18 protein-coding genes are annotated in these 16,594 nt (G+C 52.2%); 3 read left to right on the top strand and 15 right to left on the bottom strand.

Annotated features, from left to right (window positions below; all coding sequences use genetic code 11):
• Positions 1 to 87 precede the first annotated feature (87 nt).
• Positions 88 to 1,425 (top strand): CitMHS family transporter, encoded by a 1,338-nt coding sequence (locus AC6CHQ_RS11155; RefSeq protein WP_498081570.1) that lies wholly within the window; start codon positions 88 to 90, stop codon positions 1,423 to 1,425.
• Positions 1,426 to 1,471: 46 nt separating this feature from the next.
• Here the strand turns inward: AC6CHQ_RS11155 and AC6CHQ_RS11150 are convergent, their stop codons facing one another.
• The 8 genes from AC6CHQ_RS11150 to AC6CHQ_RS11115 form a co-directional block, all read right to left on the bottom strand.
• Positions 1,472 to 2,254 (bottom strand): MBL fold metallo-hydrolase, encoded by a 783-nt coding sequence (locus AC6CHQ_RS11150; protein WP_498081569.1) that lies wholly within the window; start codon positions 2,252 to 2,254, stop codon positions 1,472 to 1,474.
• Between the two features lie 12 nt (positions 2,255 to 2,266).
• Complete coding sequence (gene nadX / locus AC6CHQ_RS11145; protein WP_498081568.1) at positions 2,267 to 3,046, bottom strand: aspartate dehydrogenase; 780 nt, start codon at positions 3,044 to 3,046, stop codon at positions 2,267 to 2,269.
• 28 nt (positions 3,047 to 3,074) lie between these two features.
• A complete protein-coding gene (locus AC6CHQ_RS11140; protein WP_498081567.1) occupies positions 3,075 to 3,866 on the bottom strand; it encodes an ABC transporter ATP-binding protein in 792 nt (263 codons plus the stop codon).
• Positions 3,867 to 3,950: 84 nt separating this feature from the next.
• A complete protein-coding gene (phoU, locus tag AC6CHQ_RS11135) occupies positions 3,951 to 4,613 on the bottom strand; it encodes a phosphate signaling complex protein PhoU (protein ID WP_498081583.1) in 663 nt (220 codons plus the stop codon).
• 25 nt (positions 4,614 to 4,638) lie between these two features.
• Positions 4,639 to 5,463 carry a phosphate ABC transporter ATP-binding protein PstB gene (gene pstB, locus AC6CHQ_RS11130; RefSeq protein WP_251239374.1) on the bottom strand — a complete coding sequence of 275 codons (825 nt, stop codon included), beginning with the start codon at positions 5,461 to 5,463 and terminating at the stop codon, positions 4,639 to 4,641.
• A gap of 32 nt (positions 5,464 to 5,495) precedes the next feature.
• On the bottom strand, positions 5,496 to 6,338 hold the full coding sequence (gene pstA / locus AC6CHQ_RS11125) for a phosphate ABC transporter permease PstA (RefSeq protein ID WP_498081582.1): 843 nt from the start codon (positions 6,336 to 6,338) through the stop codon (positions 5,496 to 5,498).
• Between the two features lie 70 nt (positions 6,339 to 6,408).
• On the bottom strand, positions 6,409 to 7,356 hold the full coding sequence (pstC, locus tag AC6CHQ_RS11120; RefSeq protein WP_092053758.1) for a phosphate ABC transporter permease subunit PstC: 948 nt from the start codon (positions 7,354 to 7,356) through the stop codon (positions 6,409 to 6,411).
• Between the two features lie 84 nt (positions 7,357 to 7,440).
• Complete coding sequence (locus AC6CHQ_RS11115; protein ID WP_498081566.1) at positions 7,441 to 8,442, bottom strand: PstS family phosphate ABC transporter substrate-binding protein; 1,002 nt, start codon at positions 8,440 to 8,442, stop codon at positions 7,441 to 7,443.
• Positions 8,443 to 9,139: 697 nt separating this feature from the next.
• Between AC6CHQ_RS11115 and AC6CHQ_RS11110 the strand changes: the two genes are divergently transcribed.
• The gene (locus tag AC6CHQ_RS11110; RefSeq protein WP_498081565.1) at positions 9,140 to 9,679 is read left to right on the top strand and encodes an ECF transporter S component; all 540 of its coding nucleotides are present in this window, start codon (positions 9,140 to 9,142) and stop codon (positions 9,677 to 9,679) included.
• A 47-nt stretch (positions 9,680 to 9,726) separates the two neighbouring features.
• On the opposite strand, the gene AC6CHQ_RS11105 is transcribed toward AC6CHQ_RS11110, so the two are convergent.
• Both AC6CHQ_RS11105 and AC6CHQ_RS11100 read right to left on the bottom strand, forming a co-directional pair.
• On the bottom strand, positions 9,727 to 11,232 hold the full coding sequence (locus AC6CHQ_RS11105; RefSeq protein ID WP_498081564.1) for a malate:quinone oxidoreductase: 1,506 nt from the start codon (positions 11,230 to 11,232) through the stop codon (positions 9,727 to 9,729).
• Positions 11,233 to 11,578: 346 nt separating this feature from the next.
• A complete protein-coding gene (locus tag AC6CHQ_RS11100; protein WP_498081563.1) occupies positions 11,579 to 11,914 on the bottom strand; it encodes a DUF378 domain-containing protein in 336 nt (111 codons plus the stop codon).
• Between the two features lie 224 nt (positions 11,915 to 12,138).
• Here AC6CHQ_RS11100 and rluF point away from each other — a divergent pair, with 224 nt between their 5' ends.
• The gene (gene rluF, locus AC6CHQ_RS11095; RefSeq protein ID WP_498081562.1) at positions 12,139 to 12,846 is read left to right on the top strand and encodes a 23S rRNA pseudouridine(2604) synthase RluF; all 708 of its coding nucleotides are present in this window, start codon (positions 12,139 to 12,141) and stop codon (positions 12,844 to 12,846) included.
• 84 nt (positions 12,847 to 12,930) lie between these two features.
• Here the strand turns inward: rluF and AC6CHQ_RS11090 are convergent, their stop codons facing one another.
• From AC6CHQ_RS11090 to AC6CHQ_RS11070, 5 genes are all read right to left on the bottom strand, one after another.
• Positions 12,931 to 13,125 carry a hypothetical protein gene (locus AC6CHQ_RS11090; RefSeq protein ID WP_498081561.1) on the bottom strand — a complete coding sequence of 65 codons (195 nt, stop codon included), beginning with the start codon at positions 13,123 to 13,125 and terminating at the stop codon, positions 12,931 to 12,933.
• A 454-nt stretch (positions 13,126 to 13,579) separates the two neighbouring features.
• A complete protein-coding gene (gene rlmH / locus AC6CHQ_RS11085; protein WP_092053792.1) occupies positions 13,580 to 14,059 on the bottom strand; it encodes a 23S rRNA (pseudouridine(1915)-N(3))-methyltransferase RlmH in 480 nt (159 codons plus the stop codon).
• Positions 14,060 to 14,121: 62 nt separating this feature from the next.
• The gene (locus AC6CHQ_RS11080) at positions 14,122 to 14,313 is read right to left on the bottom strand and encodes a CxxH/CxxC protein (protein WP_251239302.1); all 192 of its coding nucleotides are present in this window, start codon (positions 14,311 to 14,313) and stop codon (positions 14,122 to 14,124) included.
• 186 nt (positions 14,314 to 14,499) lie between these two features.
• The gene (locus tag AC6CHQ_RS11075) at positions 14,500 to 15,681 is read right to left on the bottom strand and encodes a S1C family serine protease (RefSeq protein ID WP_092053800.1); all 1,182 of its coding nucleotides are present in this window, start codon (positions 15,679 to 15,681) and stop codon (positions 14,500 to 14,502) included.
• Positions 15,682 to 15,803: 122 nt separating this feature from the next.
• Positions 15,804 to 16,592, bottom strand: a complete 789-nt coding sequence (locus tag AC6CHQ_RS11070) for an MBL fold metallo-hydrolase (protein ID WP_092053804.1) — start codon at positions 16,590 to 16,592, stop codon at positions 15,804 to 15,806.
• Positions 16,593 to 16,594: the final 2 nt, after the last annotated feature.

The raw sequence follows: 16,594 nt of genomic DNA, 5'->3' as shown, positions 1-16,594 counted from the left end.
TGTGATATTTTCACTACAATGCGAAACGCGGAAAGTTTCACTCTCTTGCAAACGTATTCATTCACATAATCGGAAGGGGTTTTATAAATGAGCCTGAGTGTTATTGGATTTCTTACCATATTGGTAATCGTCGCCCTGTTGATCAGCGGGAAGGTCACCCCTATTGTCGCGATGGTGATCCCGCCGATTATCGCTGCTCTCATCGCGGGATTCAGCTTTTCCGAACTGGGAACATTCTTCGATGACGGGATCGCCACGGTCATCTCGGTCGCCGTCATGTTCATCTTTGCGATCATCTTCTTCGGCATCATGCAGGATGTCGGGCTGTTTGACCCAATTATCAGCAAGATGGTGGCCTGGTCGAGGGGAAATGTCATCCTCGTCAGCATTGCCACGGTGCTGATCGCTACTATCGCCCAGCTGGACGGCTCGGGGGCCTCAACATTCCTGATCACCATCCCGGCCCTTCTCCCGCTCTACAAGCGGCTGAAAATGAACCCGTACCTGCTTCTCCTCCTGGTCGGCGGAGCGGCGGCAATCATGAACATGCTGCCTTGGGCGGGACCGCTTGGGCGTACAGCCTCCGTCCTCGGCATGGACGTCACGGAACTCTGGCAGCCGCTCATCCCGATCCAGACAATCGGCATGGTGTTGATGCTTGTTCTCGCTGTTTTCCTCGGCATGAGAGAGCAGCGCCGCATCATCAAAAAGTATGGTTCACTCGAAGTGGCGGCCACGATCGATATGACCGCTGACGAAGCCATTCAAGACGGGCAGGAGACGGCAGAAGACGCAAACTCCCTCGCACGTCCGAAACATCTCTGGATCAATGCGGTCCTGGCCATCACCATCATCGCCCTTCTCATGTCGGGCATCATTCCGGCAGGCCTTGCCTTTATGATCGGTGTCGCCATCGCCCTGCCGATCAACTATCCGAACACCAAGGATCAGATGGACCGGATCCGTGCCCATGCGCCAAGCGCCCTTACGATGGCCTCCATCATCCTGGCGGCCGGACTGTTCCTCGGTATCCTGAACGGGACGGGCATGCTCAATGCCATCGCGACAGATGCGGTCAATATCCTGCCGGCTTCCGTCGCGCCTTACCTCCATATCATCATCGGGATTCTCGGCGTTCCGTTCGACCTGCTCCTCAGCACGGACGCGTACTACTTCGGCCTGTTCCCGGTAGCCGAGCAGATCGCGGCGACTTACGGGGTTCCTTCCCTTTCCACCGCCTACGCGATGATCATCGGGAACATTGTCGGAACGTTCGTCAGCCCGCTTGCACCGGCTGTCTGGCTCGCACTCGGCCTTTCCGGCCTCGAGATGGGCAAGCACCTGCGCTATTCCCTTTTCTGGTTGTGGGGACTCGCCCTCGTGCTTCTGTTCATCGCCGTAATGATGGGCCTCATCCAAGTTTAATCAGACAAACCCGCCCCGGGTCCGGGGCGGGTTTTTGCTGTTTTTATCAGAACTGTACGCTGAAGCTGCCGAAGCGGTGGGTCCCGGTTCCGAACTTGATGAGGTCCCGCTCCCGCAGTTCTCTGACTGCTGACTGGACTTCACCCAGGATCTGCGGATCCAGCCCCAAGGTGTTGTGTGACCCGAAGACCCTGCTCACGCCTGCAATACCCGCTATGCGCTCCAGTGAGCGGACCAGGTCTTCCGGATTCGTGGTCGGATAAAATGCGTAAACCGGCGTCTTGTCATACAGCAGGTCTCCCGTGAACAGATAGCCCTTCGTCTCGTCATGAATCGTGACATGGCCGGGTGAATGACCTGGGGTGTGATAAATTCTCAGTTGCCTGTTGCCAAGATCAAAGAAATCCCCTTCTTTCAGTGTGCCAACAGGAACACCACGGAACGGACGATAGGCATCCGGGTCAAAGCCCGGCGGAGTCGGAATCGTGATGTCACGGGTCATATCTTTCCTGATCTGCTCGTCAGTCCGGCCCTTAATGCCATTGACGATCCAGTCCAGTTCCTCTTCGTGGACATAGAGCTTGTCAAACTGACCGTGGCTTCCGATATGATCCGCATGGACGTGGGTGGTCAGCACTTCGACCGGCAGCTCTGTCAGCTGGTCCGTAACGTCGCGGATATTGCCGATTCCAAGCCCGGTGTCGATCAGAATCGCCTTGTCCCGGCCGATCAATAAAAACGAATGCACTTTCTCCCAATGGCCATATTCGCTGATGGCGTATGTATCGGAATCGATCTTCTGAACCGTGAACCAGTCATCCCGGATCATCTTATCCCCCCTCTACCCGATAACAATCGGGTTCCCCTGATTTTTCAAAGCAGCCAGGACACTCAGGGCGGCCAGATAGCTTGTTTTGGGGTTGCCCGGCATGGGCAGATTTTCGATGGTCGTCTTTATGTTCCCGAAACTTCCTTCGGCCTCGATTGTATGGGTGTTCCGTTCAACGGACGGGTCCGCGATGACCCTGACTCTCGTCTTTTCCGTTCCGATGCCGGCAAGAGACAGGGCGAGCGCGACGTTGACGTTTTTAGGAAACTCCCGGATCGCCTCGCCTGCAGGCCCATCAAACAGCCTCTTTTCTTCGCTGATCCCCTCAAGCCCGAGGGACGCGGGCGATTTTCTCGTAGTGATCATCACCTTTTCCAGCCCGCCCAGGGCATTTGCGGATTTCAGCAGATCCAGCCCCCCTACAGCACCCGACGGCAGGTGGACGGTGCAGCCATGATCTTTAGCGGTTTCCCTGACTTTCTCCAGAAATCCGCCGTCCGCAAATGCACCGATGCTGCTGACAATCAGGTCTTTACCATATTCCAGAACCGGAACCGAATAGGCGGCGGCCACTTCCACCGCGGCAGCCTCGACAACGATGTCGATGTCCGATCCGATGAATGAGTCGAAATCCGGATAAAAACGGCTCTGGTATGTTTCCGCAAGACCCTTCCCCGCCGATTGGTTGCGGCCGAAGACGGCGGTGATAGTTCCCTTGATCTGTTTTTCTACGTTGATGGACTTAAGCAAGAAAGCCGCAATATTACCTGTTCCCATGATGCCGATTTTCAATGGAAAACCCTCCTTCAAGTCATCCGATTCAGTTTCTGACCGTCTGCGCTTTCGAGAGAAGCGGTCGCCCGTTATCCCAGATGACATTGACCGGGATGCCGAAGAATTCGGACATGCGCTTTCCTGTGACAATCTCTTCTGTTGCCCCTGCATCGAACACATGCCCATCTTTCAACAGAAGTGTCTTGTTGAAGGCGGGAAGGATCTCCTCGATATGGTGTGTGACATACAGGATCGTCGGCGCATCCGGTTTTTCCGCGATCCGCCCGATAGATTCCAGCAATTCCTCCCGCGCGAGGAAATCGAGCCCGTTTGTCGGCTCATCCAAAATCAGCAGTTCCGGATCCGCCATCAGCGCCCGGCCGATCAGCACCCGCTGTTTTTCCCCCTGCGACAGCGTGTCATAGTCCCGGTTGGCGTATTCAAGGCAGCCGAGCTCCCTGAGGATGTCGACCCCCTTTTGGTCGATCTCCTCCGTCGTCTCCTCGTACAGCCCAAACGATGCGTATGCGCCGCTCAGGACGACCTCAAACGCATTGTCACCCGGCTCCAGTTTCTGCTGAACCAGTGAAGAAACAAAACCGATCCGCTTCCTGAGCCGCTCCGCCAGATACGTCTTCCCGAACTCCATCCCGAGCACACGGATGGTGCCGGTTGTCGGGAACAGATAGGCATTGATGAGCTCAAGGAGCGAAGTTTTCCCTGCCCCGTTCAGCCCGTAAAGCACCCAGTGGTCCCCTTTTTGGACAGTCCAATTGATGTCTTTCAGTATCCATTTCCCCTCCCGCTTGCGGGAGACATTCTCCATCTCGATAATCACGGCTTCACCTTCTTAATGTTCTGACTATATTGTACACCTGATTGTCCATAGGAAAAAGAGGCCCTTTGCGGGGCCTCTTTTCAATCATTCATTCAGATTCAGTGTTTTCCCTTTGACCATGAAGATGATGTTCTCGGCCATGTTCGTGACGTGGTCACCGACCCGCTCGAGGTGGCGGCAGATAAAGGCCAGTTGGGTGATCTGGTTCACATGATCCGGGTTCCGGTGCATGTAGCCCATCAGTTCCTGAATCAGCCGACCGTATGTCTCATCGATCGCATCGTCTTCCTTGGCCAGCTCGAATGCAAGGTCGATATCTTCCAGGTCATAGGCGTCGAATGCCTTTCGGAGCATGACCCGGACCGCATCCGCCATCTTCGGGATGTCAACGATCGGTTTGATGAGCGGCTCTTCACCGATGTGGAGCGTGCTTTTCGCAATGTTCACCGCAAGGTCGCCGATGCGTTCCATGTCAGTCGAGATCTTGAGCGCTACAATGATCTTGCGGAGATCGGTCGCGACAGGCTGCTGCTGGGTGATCAGCTGGATCACTTTCTGGTTGATCTCGTCATCGAGCGCATTGATTTCGGCATCGTTCTGCTTCACCGCTTTTGCGAGTGTCAGGTTCTGCGTCTGCAGTGCGGACATCGAGTCCCCGAGTTGCCGCTCCGCGAGGTCCACCATGCGAAGCAAGGTGCCCTTGAGCTCTTCCAGTTCCGATTCAAACGTCTTGCGTACATTTCCCACTTTTCTCAACTCCGTGTCCCCCTTCTTAACCGAACCGGCCGGAGATGTAATCTTCGGTCCGCTGATCGGCCGGGTTCTGGAAGATCTTATCCGTATCGTCAAACTCGATGACTTCTCCGTTGAGGAAGAATGCCGTCTTGTCCGAGATCCGTGCGGCCTGTTGCATATTGTGTGTCACGATGATGATCGAGTAGTTTTCTTTGAGTTCCTGGACGAGCTCCTCGACTTTCAATGTGGAGATCGGGTCGAGTGCGGAAGTCGGTTCGTCCATAAGAATAACGTCCGGCTCAATGGCGAGCGCGCGGGCGATGCAGATCCGCTGCTGCTGGCCGCCCGAGAGCGAGTAGGCGTTCGTGTTCAGGCGGTCCTTGACCTCATCCCAGATCGCCGCGCCGCGAAGGCTCTGTTCGACAATCTCATCAAGGACCTTCTTGTTTTTGATGCCGTGGATGCGCGGGCCGTAAGCGATGTTGTCATAGATCGATTTCGGGAACGGGTTCGGCTTCTGGAATACCATGCCGACGCGTGTGCGGAGTTCTTCTACCGAATACTTCGCATCAAAAATGTTGCGGCCGCGGTAGAGGATTTCCCCCGATGTGCGGACTCCGTCAACGAGTTCGACCATGCGGTTCAATGTCTTGATGTAGGTCGACTTCCCACAGCCCGAAGGCCCGATGATCGCAGTCACTTCGTTTTCGCGGATCGGCAGGTCGATGTTCTTCAGGGCGTGGTGGTTTCCGTACCAGAGATTCAGTTGCTTCGTATCATAAACGACCGGCTTTGCCGCTTCCCGTACTGGGGCTTCCAGCGGGCTCACGGTTGCTTGGGTCTCGTTTTCGGTTCGGTTCATAAGTTGTACCATTCCTTTTTTCCTCCCAGTTCTCAGTATCGCTTCTGGAATTTATTCCGGATCAGGACAGCAATCGAATTCATCAAAAGCAGGAACGCCATGAGAACAATAATGCCCGCTGAGGCAACTTGCTGGAAGTCAGCCTGCGGCCGCTTCGCCCAGTCGTAGATCTGCATCGGAAGCGCAGTGAACGTGTCCATGACGCCAGACGGCAGGAACTGGATGATGACCGGCACACCGATAACGATGAGCGGTGCTGTTTCACCAATCGCGCGGGACAAGGCGAGAATGCTGCCGGTCAGGATGCCCGGGATTGCACTCGGAAGCACAACACGGACGATTGTCTGCCATTTTGTCGCACCCATCCCGTAGGAGGCTTCACGCACGTGCTGGGGCACAGCGCGGATTGCTTCCTGTGCGGCCACGATGATGACCGGAAGGATGAGCAGGCTCATTGTGAAGCCTGCGGCCAGGATGCTGTTGCCGAGGGCGAGCGCCCGTACGAAGATTGTCAGGCCGAGAAGACCGAAGACGACGGACGGAACGCCGGCCAGGTTCGAGATGTTCATGCGGATAAAATCATTGATCCGATTTTTCTTGGCGTATTCCTCCAGGTAGATCGCCGTGCCAATTCCGAGGAACATCGAAACCGGTGCGACGACAGCCATGAGCCAGAGCGATCCGACAAGTGCGGCCTTGATGCCGGCCTTCTCGGGGAATCGCGATGCGAAGTTCTGGAAGAAGTCCAGGGACAGGAAGCCGAGGCCCTGCGACAGGATTCTATAGAACAGGATACCGAGCACAAGCAGTGCTACAAGCGTCGCCATGAAGAAAAACGTTTTAAAAACTGTGTTTGTGATTTTCCGGCCGTCCATCCGTTTGGACACGGAAGCCGGATCGATAAAGCGTTTGTTAACGCCGGGCTGCTGTTCGGTGATTCTCATATCAGTACGCCTCCCTGAATCGTTTCGTAATGCGGTTCGCCAGGAAGTTCATCAGGAGCGTGAAGAGGAACAGTGTGAAGCCGACCGCGTAGATCGAATAGTAGATCGGCGTGCCGTAACCTGCGTCACCTGTGGAGACCTGCACGATATAAGCGGTCATTGTCTGGATGGAGCCCGTGAAGTCTGCATCGAAGCGAGGTGTCGAACCGCCTGCGAGCGATACGATCATCGTTTCTCCGATTGCGCGCGATGTTGCCAGAACGACAGATGCGAGGATCCCGGACAGGGCGGCAGGGAGGACAACCTTCATCGCGACCTCGAATTTCGTCGCGCCCATCGCAAGCGCCCCTTCCCGCATGGCGTTAGGCACGGCACTCATCGCATCTTCGGAAAGTGAAGCGATCATGGGGATGATCATAAATCCGACCACGATACCGGGGCTGAGGGCATTGAAGATCTTCAGGTCCGGAATGATCGTCTGCAGAACCGGTGTCACAAATGTCAGGGCGAAGAAGCCATAGACGATCGTCGGAACGCCCGCCAATACCTCAAGAACCGGCTTGATGATGCGTCGTGCGGTATCCGAAGCATATTCGCTCAGGTAGATCGCGGCTGCAAGACCGATCGGCACTGCGACGACCACGGCAATCAGTGTGATCTTGAGCGTACCTACAATCAGCGGCAGAATGCCGAATCTTGGCTCCTTATTGGAGAACGGCAGCCATTCCGTACCGAAGATGAACGACAGGATCGGCACTTGTCTGAAGAATGTCACCGTCTCGAAGATCAGCGTTGCAACAATTCCGATGGTCGTCAGCACAGAGACGCCTGCGATCATAAAGAGAATGATCGGGATGATTTTCTCGATGACTTTTTTTCGTTTATTGTTTCCCGCTTTGGCGATAAGTTCCTGTACGGATGCCCGTTCCCGGGGAGTCGGATTTACCATCATTTACCTCCATTTATTTGGAAAGCAGAAAGAAATGAGCAGCGGATTGCCGCTCATTTGCTCTGCAGAGAGATTAAAGTCAGTTTAGTTTTTGAATTCTTCAAGCTTTGCTTTCTGCTCATCAGACACTTCCTGAGGAAGGCTGACGTATCCGACCGCTTCAGCCATCTCACTTGCGCTATCCAGAGCGAACTCGAAGAAGTCGTAAGTTGCTGCATCATTCTGGAGCGATTCGTTGCTTACGTATGTGTAGAGCGGGCGGGACAGCGGCGAGTATTCACCGGATTCGATCGTTTCATTCGTTGGTTCTACACCATCGATTGCAACTGCTGTGATTGTGTCCTGATTGGCCACGTAGTACGAGTATCCGAAGAAGCCGATTGCGTTCTTGTCGCCCTGTACACCCTGTACGAGCACGTTGTCATCTTCAGAAAGTGTTGCGTTCTGGACCATGTCTTCTTCTTCAAGAATGACTTCGTTGAAGTAGTCATATGTTCCGGAGTCTGTGCCCGGGGAGTAGAAGACAATTTCTTCTTCTGGCCACTCAGGGTTGATGTCAGACCATTTCTTCGTTGTGCCGTCTTCGACCCAGATCTTCTTCAGGTCTTCGACTGTCAGTTCTGTCGCCCAGTCGTTCTCGGAGTTGACGACCACTGTCAGGCCATCGTAGGCGAGAAGGAATTCAGTGTAGTCGACGCCTGCTTCTTCAAGCTTCTGCTTTTCTTCGTCTTTGATCTCACGGGATGCGTTCGAGAAGTCGGTTTCGCCTGCGATGAACTTCTCCATTCCGCCACCCGTTCCGGATACGCCGACCGTTACCTGGACAGCAGTGCCGGTTGCGGAATATTCTTCGACGAGGGCTTCCATGATTGGCGCGACTGTACTCGAGCCATCGCCGGAAACTTCGCCTTCAACTGCTTCTTCGGAAGACTTATCTGCAGATTCGCTTGCCGTGCCGCTTTCCGCTGCCTGTTCTTCAGTTGCTTCATCTGTTGCTGCATCTTCTTCTGCGTCGCTGCCGCAAGCGCCGAGCAGCAGAGCCGAGGAGACGACAGTGAGTCCGAGATAGTGTTTCCAGCTTTTCATGTAAATGTTCCCCCTGTTAATCGTAGTCGTTTTGTTTACAGTCCCTACTTTATCAGCGGGTTATTGAGGGGAAATGAATAGAATGTAAAGGGTTTGTTAATGTAAAAATGAAGGGGGTTTACAAAGTTAACAGAGGACCGGGAAAAGGCGCCATGACCGCGTTTCGGGAATTCTGCCGATATTGGCGACATGCCTTAAGAAGGAGAGGACAAGGGTATGAACATGACTATCAGATTAGAATTCGGGTTTTACATAACAGGAAATATGAACTGTACGGCAAAAACAGCTCCATAGTCAGAAAGTCTAGCGTTCATAGAATGAACGATAGGTCCATAAGCCTTATTCCACTTCCTTGGCAGAGTAGCCATGGAAAAACAAAAGAGACTGATTCAGCTTTTGGAATCAGTCTCTTTCTTCTATACCAGACCGCCGCGGTCCAACCACCAGCTTTCCACAATCGGCTCCCCGTCAAGAGGCCGCTCCTGTTACGAACCTCTTTACTTTCAAGTTTCATATCCTGCACCTCCACTTCCTATAGTAGTAATCATTCAATTACAATATCGATGGTAATTATGCAAAGTCAGCTTTAGAGACATGCCAGCTAAACTGACCCCTTCCAGTCACGCAAAATTGAGCCTTTTCATAAGCCAGCAATCCGGTATGATAAGTCATATCTTTCAGAAAAGAAGGGGTCATCATGCAGAAAACACATCCGGTTTCCGTCACACGAAACAAAACCTACGATATGATCGTCTCCGGCATGCTCATCGCGCTTGTCTTTACCGCGACGCTGCTGCTCAACATCAAGCTTCCAATCACCGCGAACGGCGGACTCGTCCACCTCGGCACGGCCATGCTATTCATTTCTTCCATTCTGTTTGGTCCAAAAAAGGGCGCGATCGCAGGCGGTGTCGGGATGGGACTCTTCGACCTCGTCTCCGGCTGGACGCTGTGGGCTCCGTTCACACTGCTTACGCGTGGCCTGCAGGGCTACATCGTCGGGAAAATTGCATGGTCCGGCGGCCGTGAAGGCAAAAGCCCTGTCTTCAACACAATTGCCGCGATTGTCTCGCTGCCGTTCATGCTGGCGGGCTACTACCTGTGTGAAGCCGTCCTGTTCAGCAACTGGATCATTCCGGCTGCCTCGATCCCGGGCAACATCACCCAGAACGTTGTCGGCCTGATCGTTGCGATTCCGGTGTGTATCGCACTCAAGAACGTCCCTGCATTTAAATAATCGCAAAAAAGAGCGCCGTTCCGATTGGAACAGCGCTTTTTCTATGATCAGTTATGGACAGCTTCTTTTTCGTTTTCATTCAGGCCGAGCACTTCGGCTGTTTCCGAATGGACTTTCTCGAACACTTCCGGATTCTCCGAGAGTGAAATGCCGTAGGAAGGAACCATTTCCTTGATCTTCGGCTCCCATTCGCCGTACTGCTCAGGGAAGCAGCGCTCGAGGATTTCAAGCATGACATGGACTGCCGTGGACGCGCCCGGTGATGCGCCGAGAAGTGCCGCAACCGAACCATCCTGTGCCGTTACGACTTCCGTTCCGAACTGAAGTGTGCCCTTGCCGCCTTGCTCGGTGTCTTTGATAACCTGGACACGCTGGCCGGCGATGACGACATCCCAATCCTCGCTTTTCGCGTTGGGAATGAACTCGCGCAACACATCGATGCGCTGCTCCTGATTCAGCATCAGCTGCTCAATCAGGTACTTCGTCAGCTTCAGTTCCTTCGCGCCTGCCGACAGCATCGTCAGCAGGTTGTTCGGCTTCACGGACTTGACGAGGTCAAGATAGGAACCTGTCTTCAGGAACTTCGGCGAGAAGCCTGCATAAGGCCCGAAGAGAAGGGAGCGCTTGCCGTCGATATAGCGTGTGTCAAGGTGAGGCACAGACATCGGCGGCGCGCCGACCTTCGCCTTGCCGTATACTTTCGAACGGTGCTGCTCGATGACTTCCGGATTGTTGCAGACGAGGAACAGCCCGCTGACCGGGAAGCCGCCGATATGCTTGGATTCAGGAATGCCTGTTTTTTGGAGCAGGTGAAGACTGCCGCCGCCCGCACCGATAAAGACGAACTTCGCCGTGTGATACTCCAGCTTATTGCCGTCGAGGTCACGGACCTTTACTTCCCATTTATCGCCGGAACGGCGGATATCCTCGACACTGTGGCGGTAATCCACCGATACTTCCTGGCGCTGCAGATGATCGATCAGGACACGTGTAAGTTCGCCGAAGTTGACGTCTGTGCCGGAGTCGATTTTCGTTGCCGCTATCGGCTCGTTGACATCGCGGCCTTCCATCATCAGAGGAATCCATTCCTTCAGCGTCTCCGGTGAGTCGCTGAATTCCATTCCCCCGAACAGCGGATTGCCGGACAACGCTTCATAACGCTTTTTCAGGAAAGACACATTGTCTTCGCCTTCTACAAAGCTGATATGCGGAAGCGGCATGATGAACTTCTCAGGATCCTGGATCAGATTGTTCTTGACCAGGTGTGCCCAGAACTGACGGGAAAGCTGGAACTGCTCGTTGACGCGGATCGCTTTCTTCGTCTCGACTGTGCCGTCTTCTTTCTGGGGCGTATAGTTCAGCTCGCACAGCGCAGAGTGGCCTGTGCCCGCGTTATTCCATTCATTGGAGCTTTCTTCCCCCGGTTTATCCAGTTTCTCAAACACCTTGATCTTCATGTCCGGCGAGAGCTCTTTCAGCAAGGATCCCAAAGTCGCGCTCATGATACCGGCACCGATCAAAATCACATCTGTCTGCTTTTGCATGCTGCTCATGACAACCTTCCTTATCCCCTGGATTTATAATTTAATAACAGAGCTCCTGTTCCGGTGACCAATGGACACCGGCCGGGAACACATTTAGGTTTATTCTTAATCTTCATTATAGCATAGTTCGACAATTGACTTTCCTATTTACTGCCGATTGCATACAGTACAATTATACCTTTTTTGTGTATCAAGTCAGGCCTCCCGGGCCGAACAAGGAACACACCGCCTGAAATAGCATTCAACTGTACAGAATAGAAAAGGCTTTCATCCGCATGGTACGGATGAAAGCCGATAGAGACCGCACGAACGCGGACGGTGTTAAATTTTGATCGAAGCCTGGGAGTGTTTCTGATTACAATCCATCATTGTTGCGGTTCGTCTTTTTCATCTCAGCATCCCGCTCTTTACTGAAATCAGGCTCCTCACCAAATTCTGTGCTTAAATCCTGGTTGGAGATTCTTGACGGACGCTCACTGGTAACGGTATCCATCTCTTCGCCCGGCTTAAACAACAGACCGATACAGATCAGGGCACTGATCCCGACAAGACCATAAACGACTCTCGATAAGAATGCATCTTGACCGCCAAACAAGCTTGCAACTAAATCAAACTGAAACAACCCAATCAATCCCCAGTTTATGCCGCCGATAATGAGGAGAGCCAGCGCAATCCGTGAAAGCATGCTCATACTTTAAGTCCTCCTTCCTGACTCGTATTTATCCTTTACCGAAACCCATTTTTAATACATATTTAATCGTGAAGAGAAGTACTCAAATGAACATTTTTATTTGAAATGATCCACTTTCGAGCCGGTTCTCAGGACCGCTCTGTAATCAAAATTTGTGATTCACCCGTAAAACAACGTATAGTAAGCATCAAACCAAACAATCCTCTGATAAAGGATGTGCACACATGCGGATCAATAAATACATCAGTGAATCGGGAAAAACATCCAGACGGGGTGCCGATAGGCTCATTGAAGAAGGACGGGTGACGATCAACGGTAAACGTGTCTCGATCGGCACTCAAGTCGAACCCGGTGATGATGTCCGGGTGGACGGGAACCCCGTCCGTGTAGCAAGAAACAATGTCTATCTTGCCCTGAATAAACCGGTAGGCATTACGAGTACAACTGAAAAGAGTGTTAAAGGAAATATTGTCGATCTGGTCAATCATCCATTAAGAGTGTTTAATATCGGTCGCCTTGATAAAGATTCGGAGGGCCTGATTCTTCTTACGAATGATGGCGATATCGTCAATGAAATCCTCCGCTCCGAAAACAGGCATGAAAAAGAATACATCGTTTCAGTGGATAAACCGATCAACCCTGAATTCCTGAAGAACATGGAAGAGGGCGTCAAGATACTGGGGACCAAAACACTTCCGTGCAAAACAGAACAATTATCAAAATACGATTTCAAAATCATTCTGACACAGGGGCTGAACCGACAGATCCGCCGCATGTGCGAAGCGCTGGGATACGAAGTGTACCGCCTGCAGAGAATCCGGATCATGAACATCCATCTGGGCAACCTCCCTCCCGGACAATGGCGGGACCTGTCCAAAAAAGAAAAGACTGCATTATTCAGAGAACTGAACTACGAGCCCAGAGAGTGGTAATGGCCGCAGAACAAAAAAGATCATCAGATTCTTGTCCAATGTAATGGACAGATCTGATGATCTTTTTATTTTTAACTCCTGAAGTTATTCCCTGTGCAAGCGGTCTAAAGCCTGGTATTCCTTCATGTAGGGACCGTCATCTGCTACGGCTGAATGGTATAAGGCTTTAATGGCCAAGTTCTTCTCAAGGCCCATTTCGACCTTAATTTTCTTCATCTCATCATGCAGTTCACGGTGCTGGTTGATCAGTTTTGTCATGACGGTTTTGTTATATCTCATTTGGTCACATCCTCGTGTATATTTGTAACACCGTTTAGCAAAATGACCTTTAATTTGGTTATTTAGCTTCTGGACTTTAACTTAACTCAGAATAAATGCCTTTTTCGCAGTTTTTCCAATGATATTGGTACCAATTCCGTCAACTGTTCCACCAATGACGCCCCCGACTAAAGGTACCACCTTCCCTAAGTTAACAACTGCAATCATCCTGATTTGCACATAAGTGATTAAAACAATATTGGCTGGTAGTGCTATAGGCAATGTGATCACCCCACCTAAACCTGTTAACAATCCACTGGTTGCACATTTTGTATTTCGCGTGCGAATTAAGCTATTAATTGCCTTGTCTAAGGAATCATGTTTCCAAACGGGAATTTCTATAACATTATTTTAGTGAACATACAGACAGTAAGTTAGTGAAGCGGAATAATTTCATTGCCTCTTTCGTAAGTAGTTACTTATGATATGGCTCATTCTTCATAATCCGGAATGCTCTATAGACCTGCTCCATCAGCACCAGTTTCATCAGCTGGTGGGGGAAGGTCATTTTGGAGAAGCTGAGCTTATCGTCGGCACGCTTGAGGACTTCATCATGCAGGCCGAGGGAGCCGCCAATGATAAATATGACTTTGCTCTTGCCGTAGGTCATGAGGGATTCAAGGTTTGCCGCAAGCTCTTCCGATGAGCGTTGCTTTCCTTCGATGGCGAGTGCGATGACATGCGCATCCGCAGGGATCTTCGACAGGATCCGTTCTCCCTCTTTTTTCTTCACCATTTCCATCTCCGCGTCACTCAGCTGCTCGGGTGCTTTTTCGTCCGGTACTTCAGCCAACTGGATTTTCGCATAGGAACGCAGCCGTTTTTCATACTCTTCGATACCCATTTTAAGATACTTTTCTTTGAGCTTTCCGACTGTAACAATTGTAATATTCACAGCTTGTCCACCTTTATCAAATCGGTTGTACACAGGAATTATGCACATATCCACAGCTGAAATCAAGATATGGGGGGCGACTGCATGTTCGATACCACATATACTGCAGCCTGTTGGCAATAATCACAGGATGTGGATAACTCCTCTCCTTTGTTCATGGTTTCCATGATCGGGAATGCTTCCGTTTCGGCAGTGACTTCGTCCAAAGCCCGGTATACATGGGTTTCGCAAGCTTTTTTTGTGACCGTTTCCATTTAAAATCCTCCTTTCACCCTCCAGAAAGTTATAAACATTTGCATATAGTTATCCACATTAGTGGACAATTGCAATTATTCCTCCAAGAAACACAGGCAGCCGGTTGAAATCTTCCCGAGCTGCCCCTTGTGGATAGTTATATTTGTAACACTAGACCAAAATTTCAGTTATTTAGTTGCAAGTTGCTAGAAATTGATCTCGATATCCTTTGCTTCTCCGCCCCTGTAGACCTCGAGCTCAACCGTGTCTCCCTGTTTCACCTCATTATACAAGTACTTCCTCAAATCGATCAAATTCGCGATGCGTTCACCGTCCATCGCCGTGATCACATCATATTGGCGGAGTCCCGCTTCCTGTGCCGGGGAGCCTTGCATCACCTGGTCGACGACGACGCCTTCCGTCACATCTTCCGGAAGGTTCAGTTCCTGTTGCTGATAAACAGCCGGGATATCCATCAGATCAAACAGGGTGACACCCATCTGAGGACGGCGGACCTCTCCGTGCTGTTCCAGGTCCTCGATGATCGGCACCGCGGAATTGATCGGGATGGCCAGGCCAATCCCTTCGACCGATGCTTCCGCAATCTTCATCGAGTTGATTCCGATCAGTTGGCCGTTCAGGTCGACAAGCGCGCCACCGGAGTTGCCCGGGTTGATGGCGGCGTCTGTCTGAAGGACTTCGGCGTTCCAGTCTACCGACTGGTCACCATTCAGATCAACCGGAATGGACCGCTCCTTTCCTGAGATGACGCCGACTGTCACCGAACCGGAAAAGCCCAGGCCAAGCGGGTTCCCGATGGCGATTGCAGTCTGTCCGCGCTTCAGCTTATCGGAATCACCGAATTCGATCACATCCTGAACGGCGGCATCTTCCATTTCGACAACTGCCAGATCGGTCCAAATATCCGCTCCAAGCAGCCTGGCGGCAACTTTTGTGCCATCTTCAAGTGTGATTTCAATCTGTGACGCTCCCTCGACAACATGATTGTTCGTCACGACATACGCTTTGCCGCCTTCCTTCTTATAGATGACCCCGGAACCGACTCCGGCCGGGACCGTTTCTTCGGAGCCTGTCCAGTAATTCCCCGCTGTCTGGAGATTGGTCACCCCGACAACAGCGGCGGATGCCTCCTCGACTGCCCCGACGATGCCATCCTGCAGTTTAAGCGCCGTGTCGGGCGCCGCGTTGCCATTTCCGCTTCCGTCTCCTTCTGCCGACTCTGTATCCGCTACGGTATTAATATTGTTTTCTTCGCCATCCGCTTTCTGTTCGGGAGCAAGACAGCCCTGCAGGAGCAGAGCCGCCGACAGGATGCCTGCCGTACCCGCAAAACGCAGTCTCCGCCTTCCCGGTTCCATAGTCGTCATCCGATTCATCCTCTCTTATCACATATACGGTTAATCTACCCGATTGGAGGAAATCGAACACAGCAGGATCAGATACGTCTGACGAACACAAAAAACCCGCCCCATAACGGGACGGATCCGATTCAGACCATGACCAGTTCGGTCGGTGCTTCGGCATCGGTGTCATACAGATGCACGAATTCGCCGGGCCGGATGCCGCAGGTTTCAAGCGTCTGCGCCACACTCATTCTTGCCAGGTCCTTCATATTATTGTCCTTCGACAAGTGGGAAAGGTAGATGCGTGTCTCTTTCTGCTCCACGACCTCGCTCATGGCGACCGCGGCATCCTCATTGGACACGTGGCCGACATCGCTCAGGATACGCCGCTTCACATTCCATGGATAGCGCCCCATCTGGAGCATACCGACGTCGTGGTTGCTCTCAAAGACGAAAGCGTCAGAACCGGAGATCCAGCCCTTCATCCGGTCGCTCACGTAGCCTGTATCTGTGATGAGGGCAAGCTTTCGGCCGCCGTCATGGAACACATAAAACATCGGGTCCGCTGCATCATGTGAAACCGCGAACGACTGGATGTCGAGGCTGCCGAATGACTTGACCGTTTCCATGTCAAACATGAAACGCTGATCGGACGGAATTTCGCCGACCAGGCCGTCCATCGCTTTCCATGTCTTTTCGTTGGCGTACACAGGCACGCCGTACTTTCTGGCAGCCACGCCCAGGCCCCTGATATGGTCGCTGTGTTCATGGGTGACGAAGATGCCGTCAATCTGTTTCATGCTGCGGCCGATTCCCCCGAGGAGTCCCTCGAGCTTTTTGGCGCTCAGCCCCGCATCCACAAGAAAGGCATGTTCGTCATTTTCTATATAAATGGAATTTCCTGTACTGCCGCTGGCCAATACACTGAATCTCACGT

It is taken from the genome of Bhargavaea sp. GQ12, assembly GCF_059758705.1.
This window is presented reverse-complemented; position numbering and strand designations above follow the sequence as displayed.

Bases quoted from the DNA above. Each gene is read 5' to 3' on its own strand.
- AC6CHQ_RS11115 (WP_498081566.1), bottom strand. From the start codon at position 8,442: ATGAAAAGCTGGAAACACTATCTCGGACTCACTGTCGTCTCCTCGGCT.
- AC6CHQ_RS11090 (WP_498081561.1), bottom strand. From the start codon at position 13,125: ATGAGATATAACAAAACCGTCATGACAAAACTGATCAACCAGCACCGT.
- rluF (WP_498081562.1), top strand. From the start codon at position 12,139: ATGCGGATCAATAAATACATCAGTGAATCGGGAAAAACATCCAGACGG.
- AC6CHQ_RS11155 (WP_498081570.1), top strand. From the start codon at position 88: ATGAGCCTGAGTGTTATTGGATTTCTTACCATATTGGTAATCGTCGCC.
- pstA (WP_498081582.1), bottom strand. From the start codon at position 6,338: ATGGACGGCCGGAAAATCACAAACACAGTTTTTAAAACGTTTTTCTTC.
- AC6CHQ_RS11105 (WP_498081564.1), bottom strand. From the start codon at position 11,232: ATGAGCAGCATGCAAAAGCAGACAGATGTGATTTTGATCGGTGCCGGT.
- AC6CHQ_RS11150 (WP_498081569.1), bottom strand. From the start codon at position 2,254: ATGATCCGGGATGACTGGTTCACGGTTCAGAAGATCGATTCCGATACA.
- AC6CHQ_RS11110 (WP_498081565.1), top strand. From the start codon at position 9,140: ATGCAGAAAACACATCCGGTTTCCGTCACACGAAACAAAACCTACGAT.
- AC6CHQ_RS11075 (WP_092053800.1), bottom strand. From the start codon at position 15,681: ATGACGACTATGGAACCGGGAAGGCGGAGACTGCGTTTTGCGGGTACG.
- AC6CHQ_RS11100 (WP_498081563.1), bottom strand. From the start codon at position 11,914: ATGAGCATGCTTTCACGGATTGCGCTGGCTCTCCTCATTATCGGCGGC.
- AC6CHQ_RS11080 (WP_251239302.1), bottom strand. From the start codon at position 14,313: ATGGAAACGGTCACAAAAAAAGCTTGCGAAACCCATGTATACCGGGCT.
- pstB (WP_251239374.1), bottom strand. From the start codon at position 5,463: ATGAACCGAACCGAAAACGAGACCCAAGCAACCGTGAGCCCGCTGGAA.
- pstC (WP_092053758.1), bottom strand. From the start codon at position 7,356: ATGGTAAATCCGACTCCCCGGGAACGGGCATCCGTACAGGAACTTATC.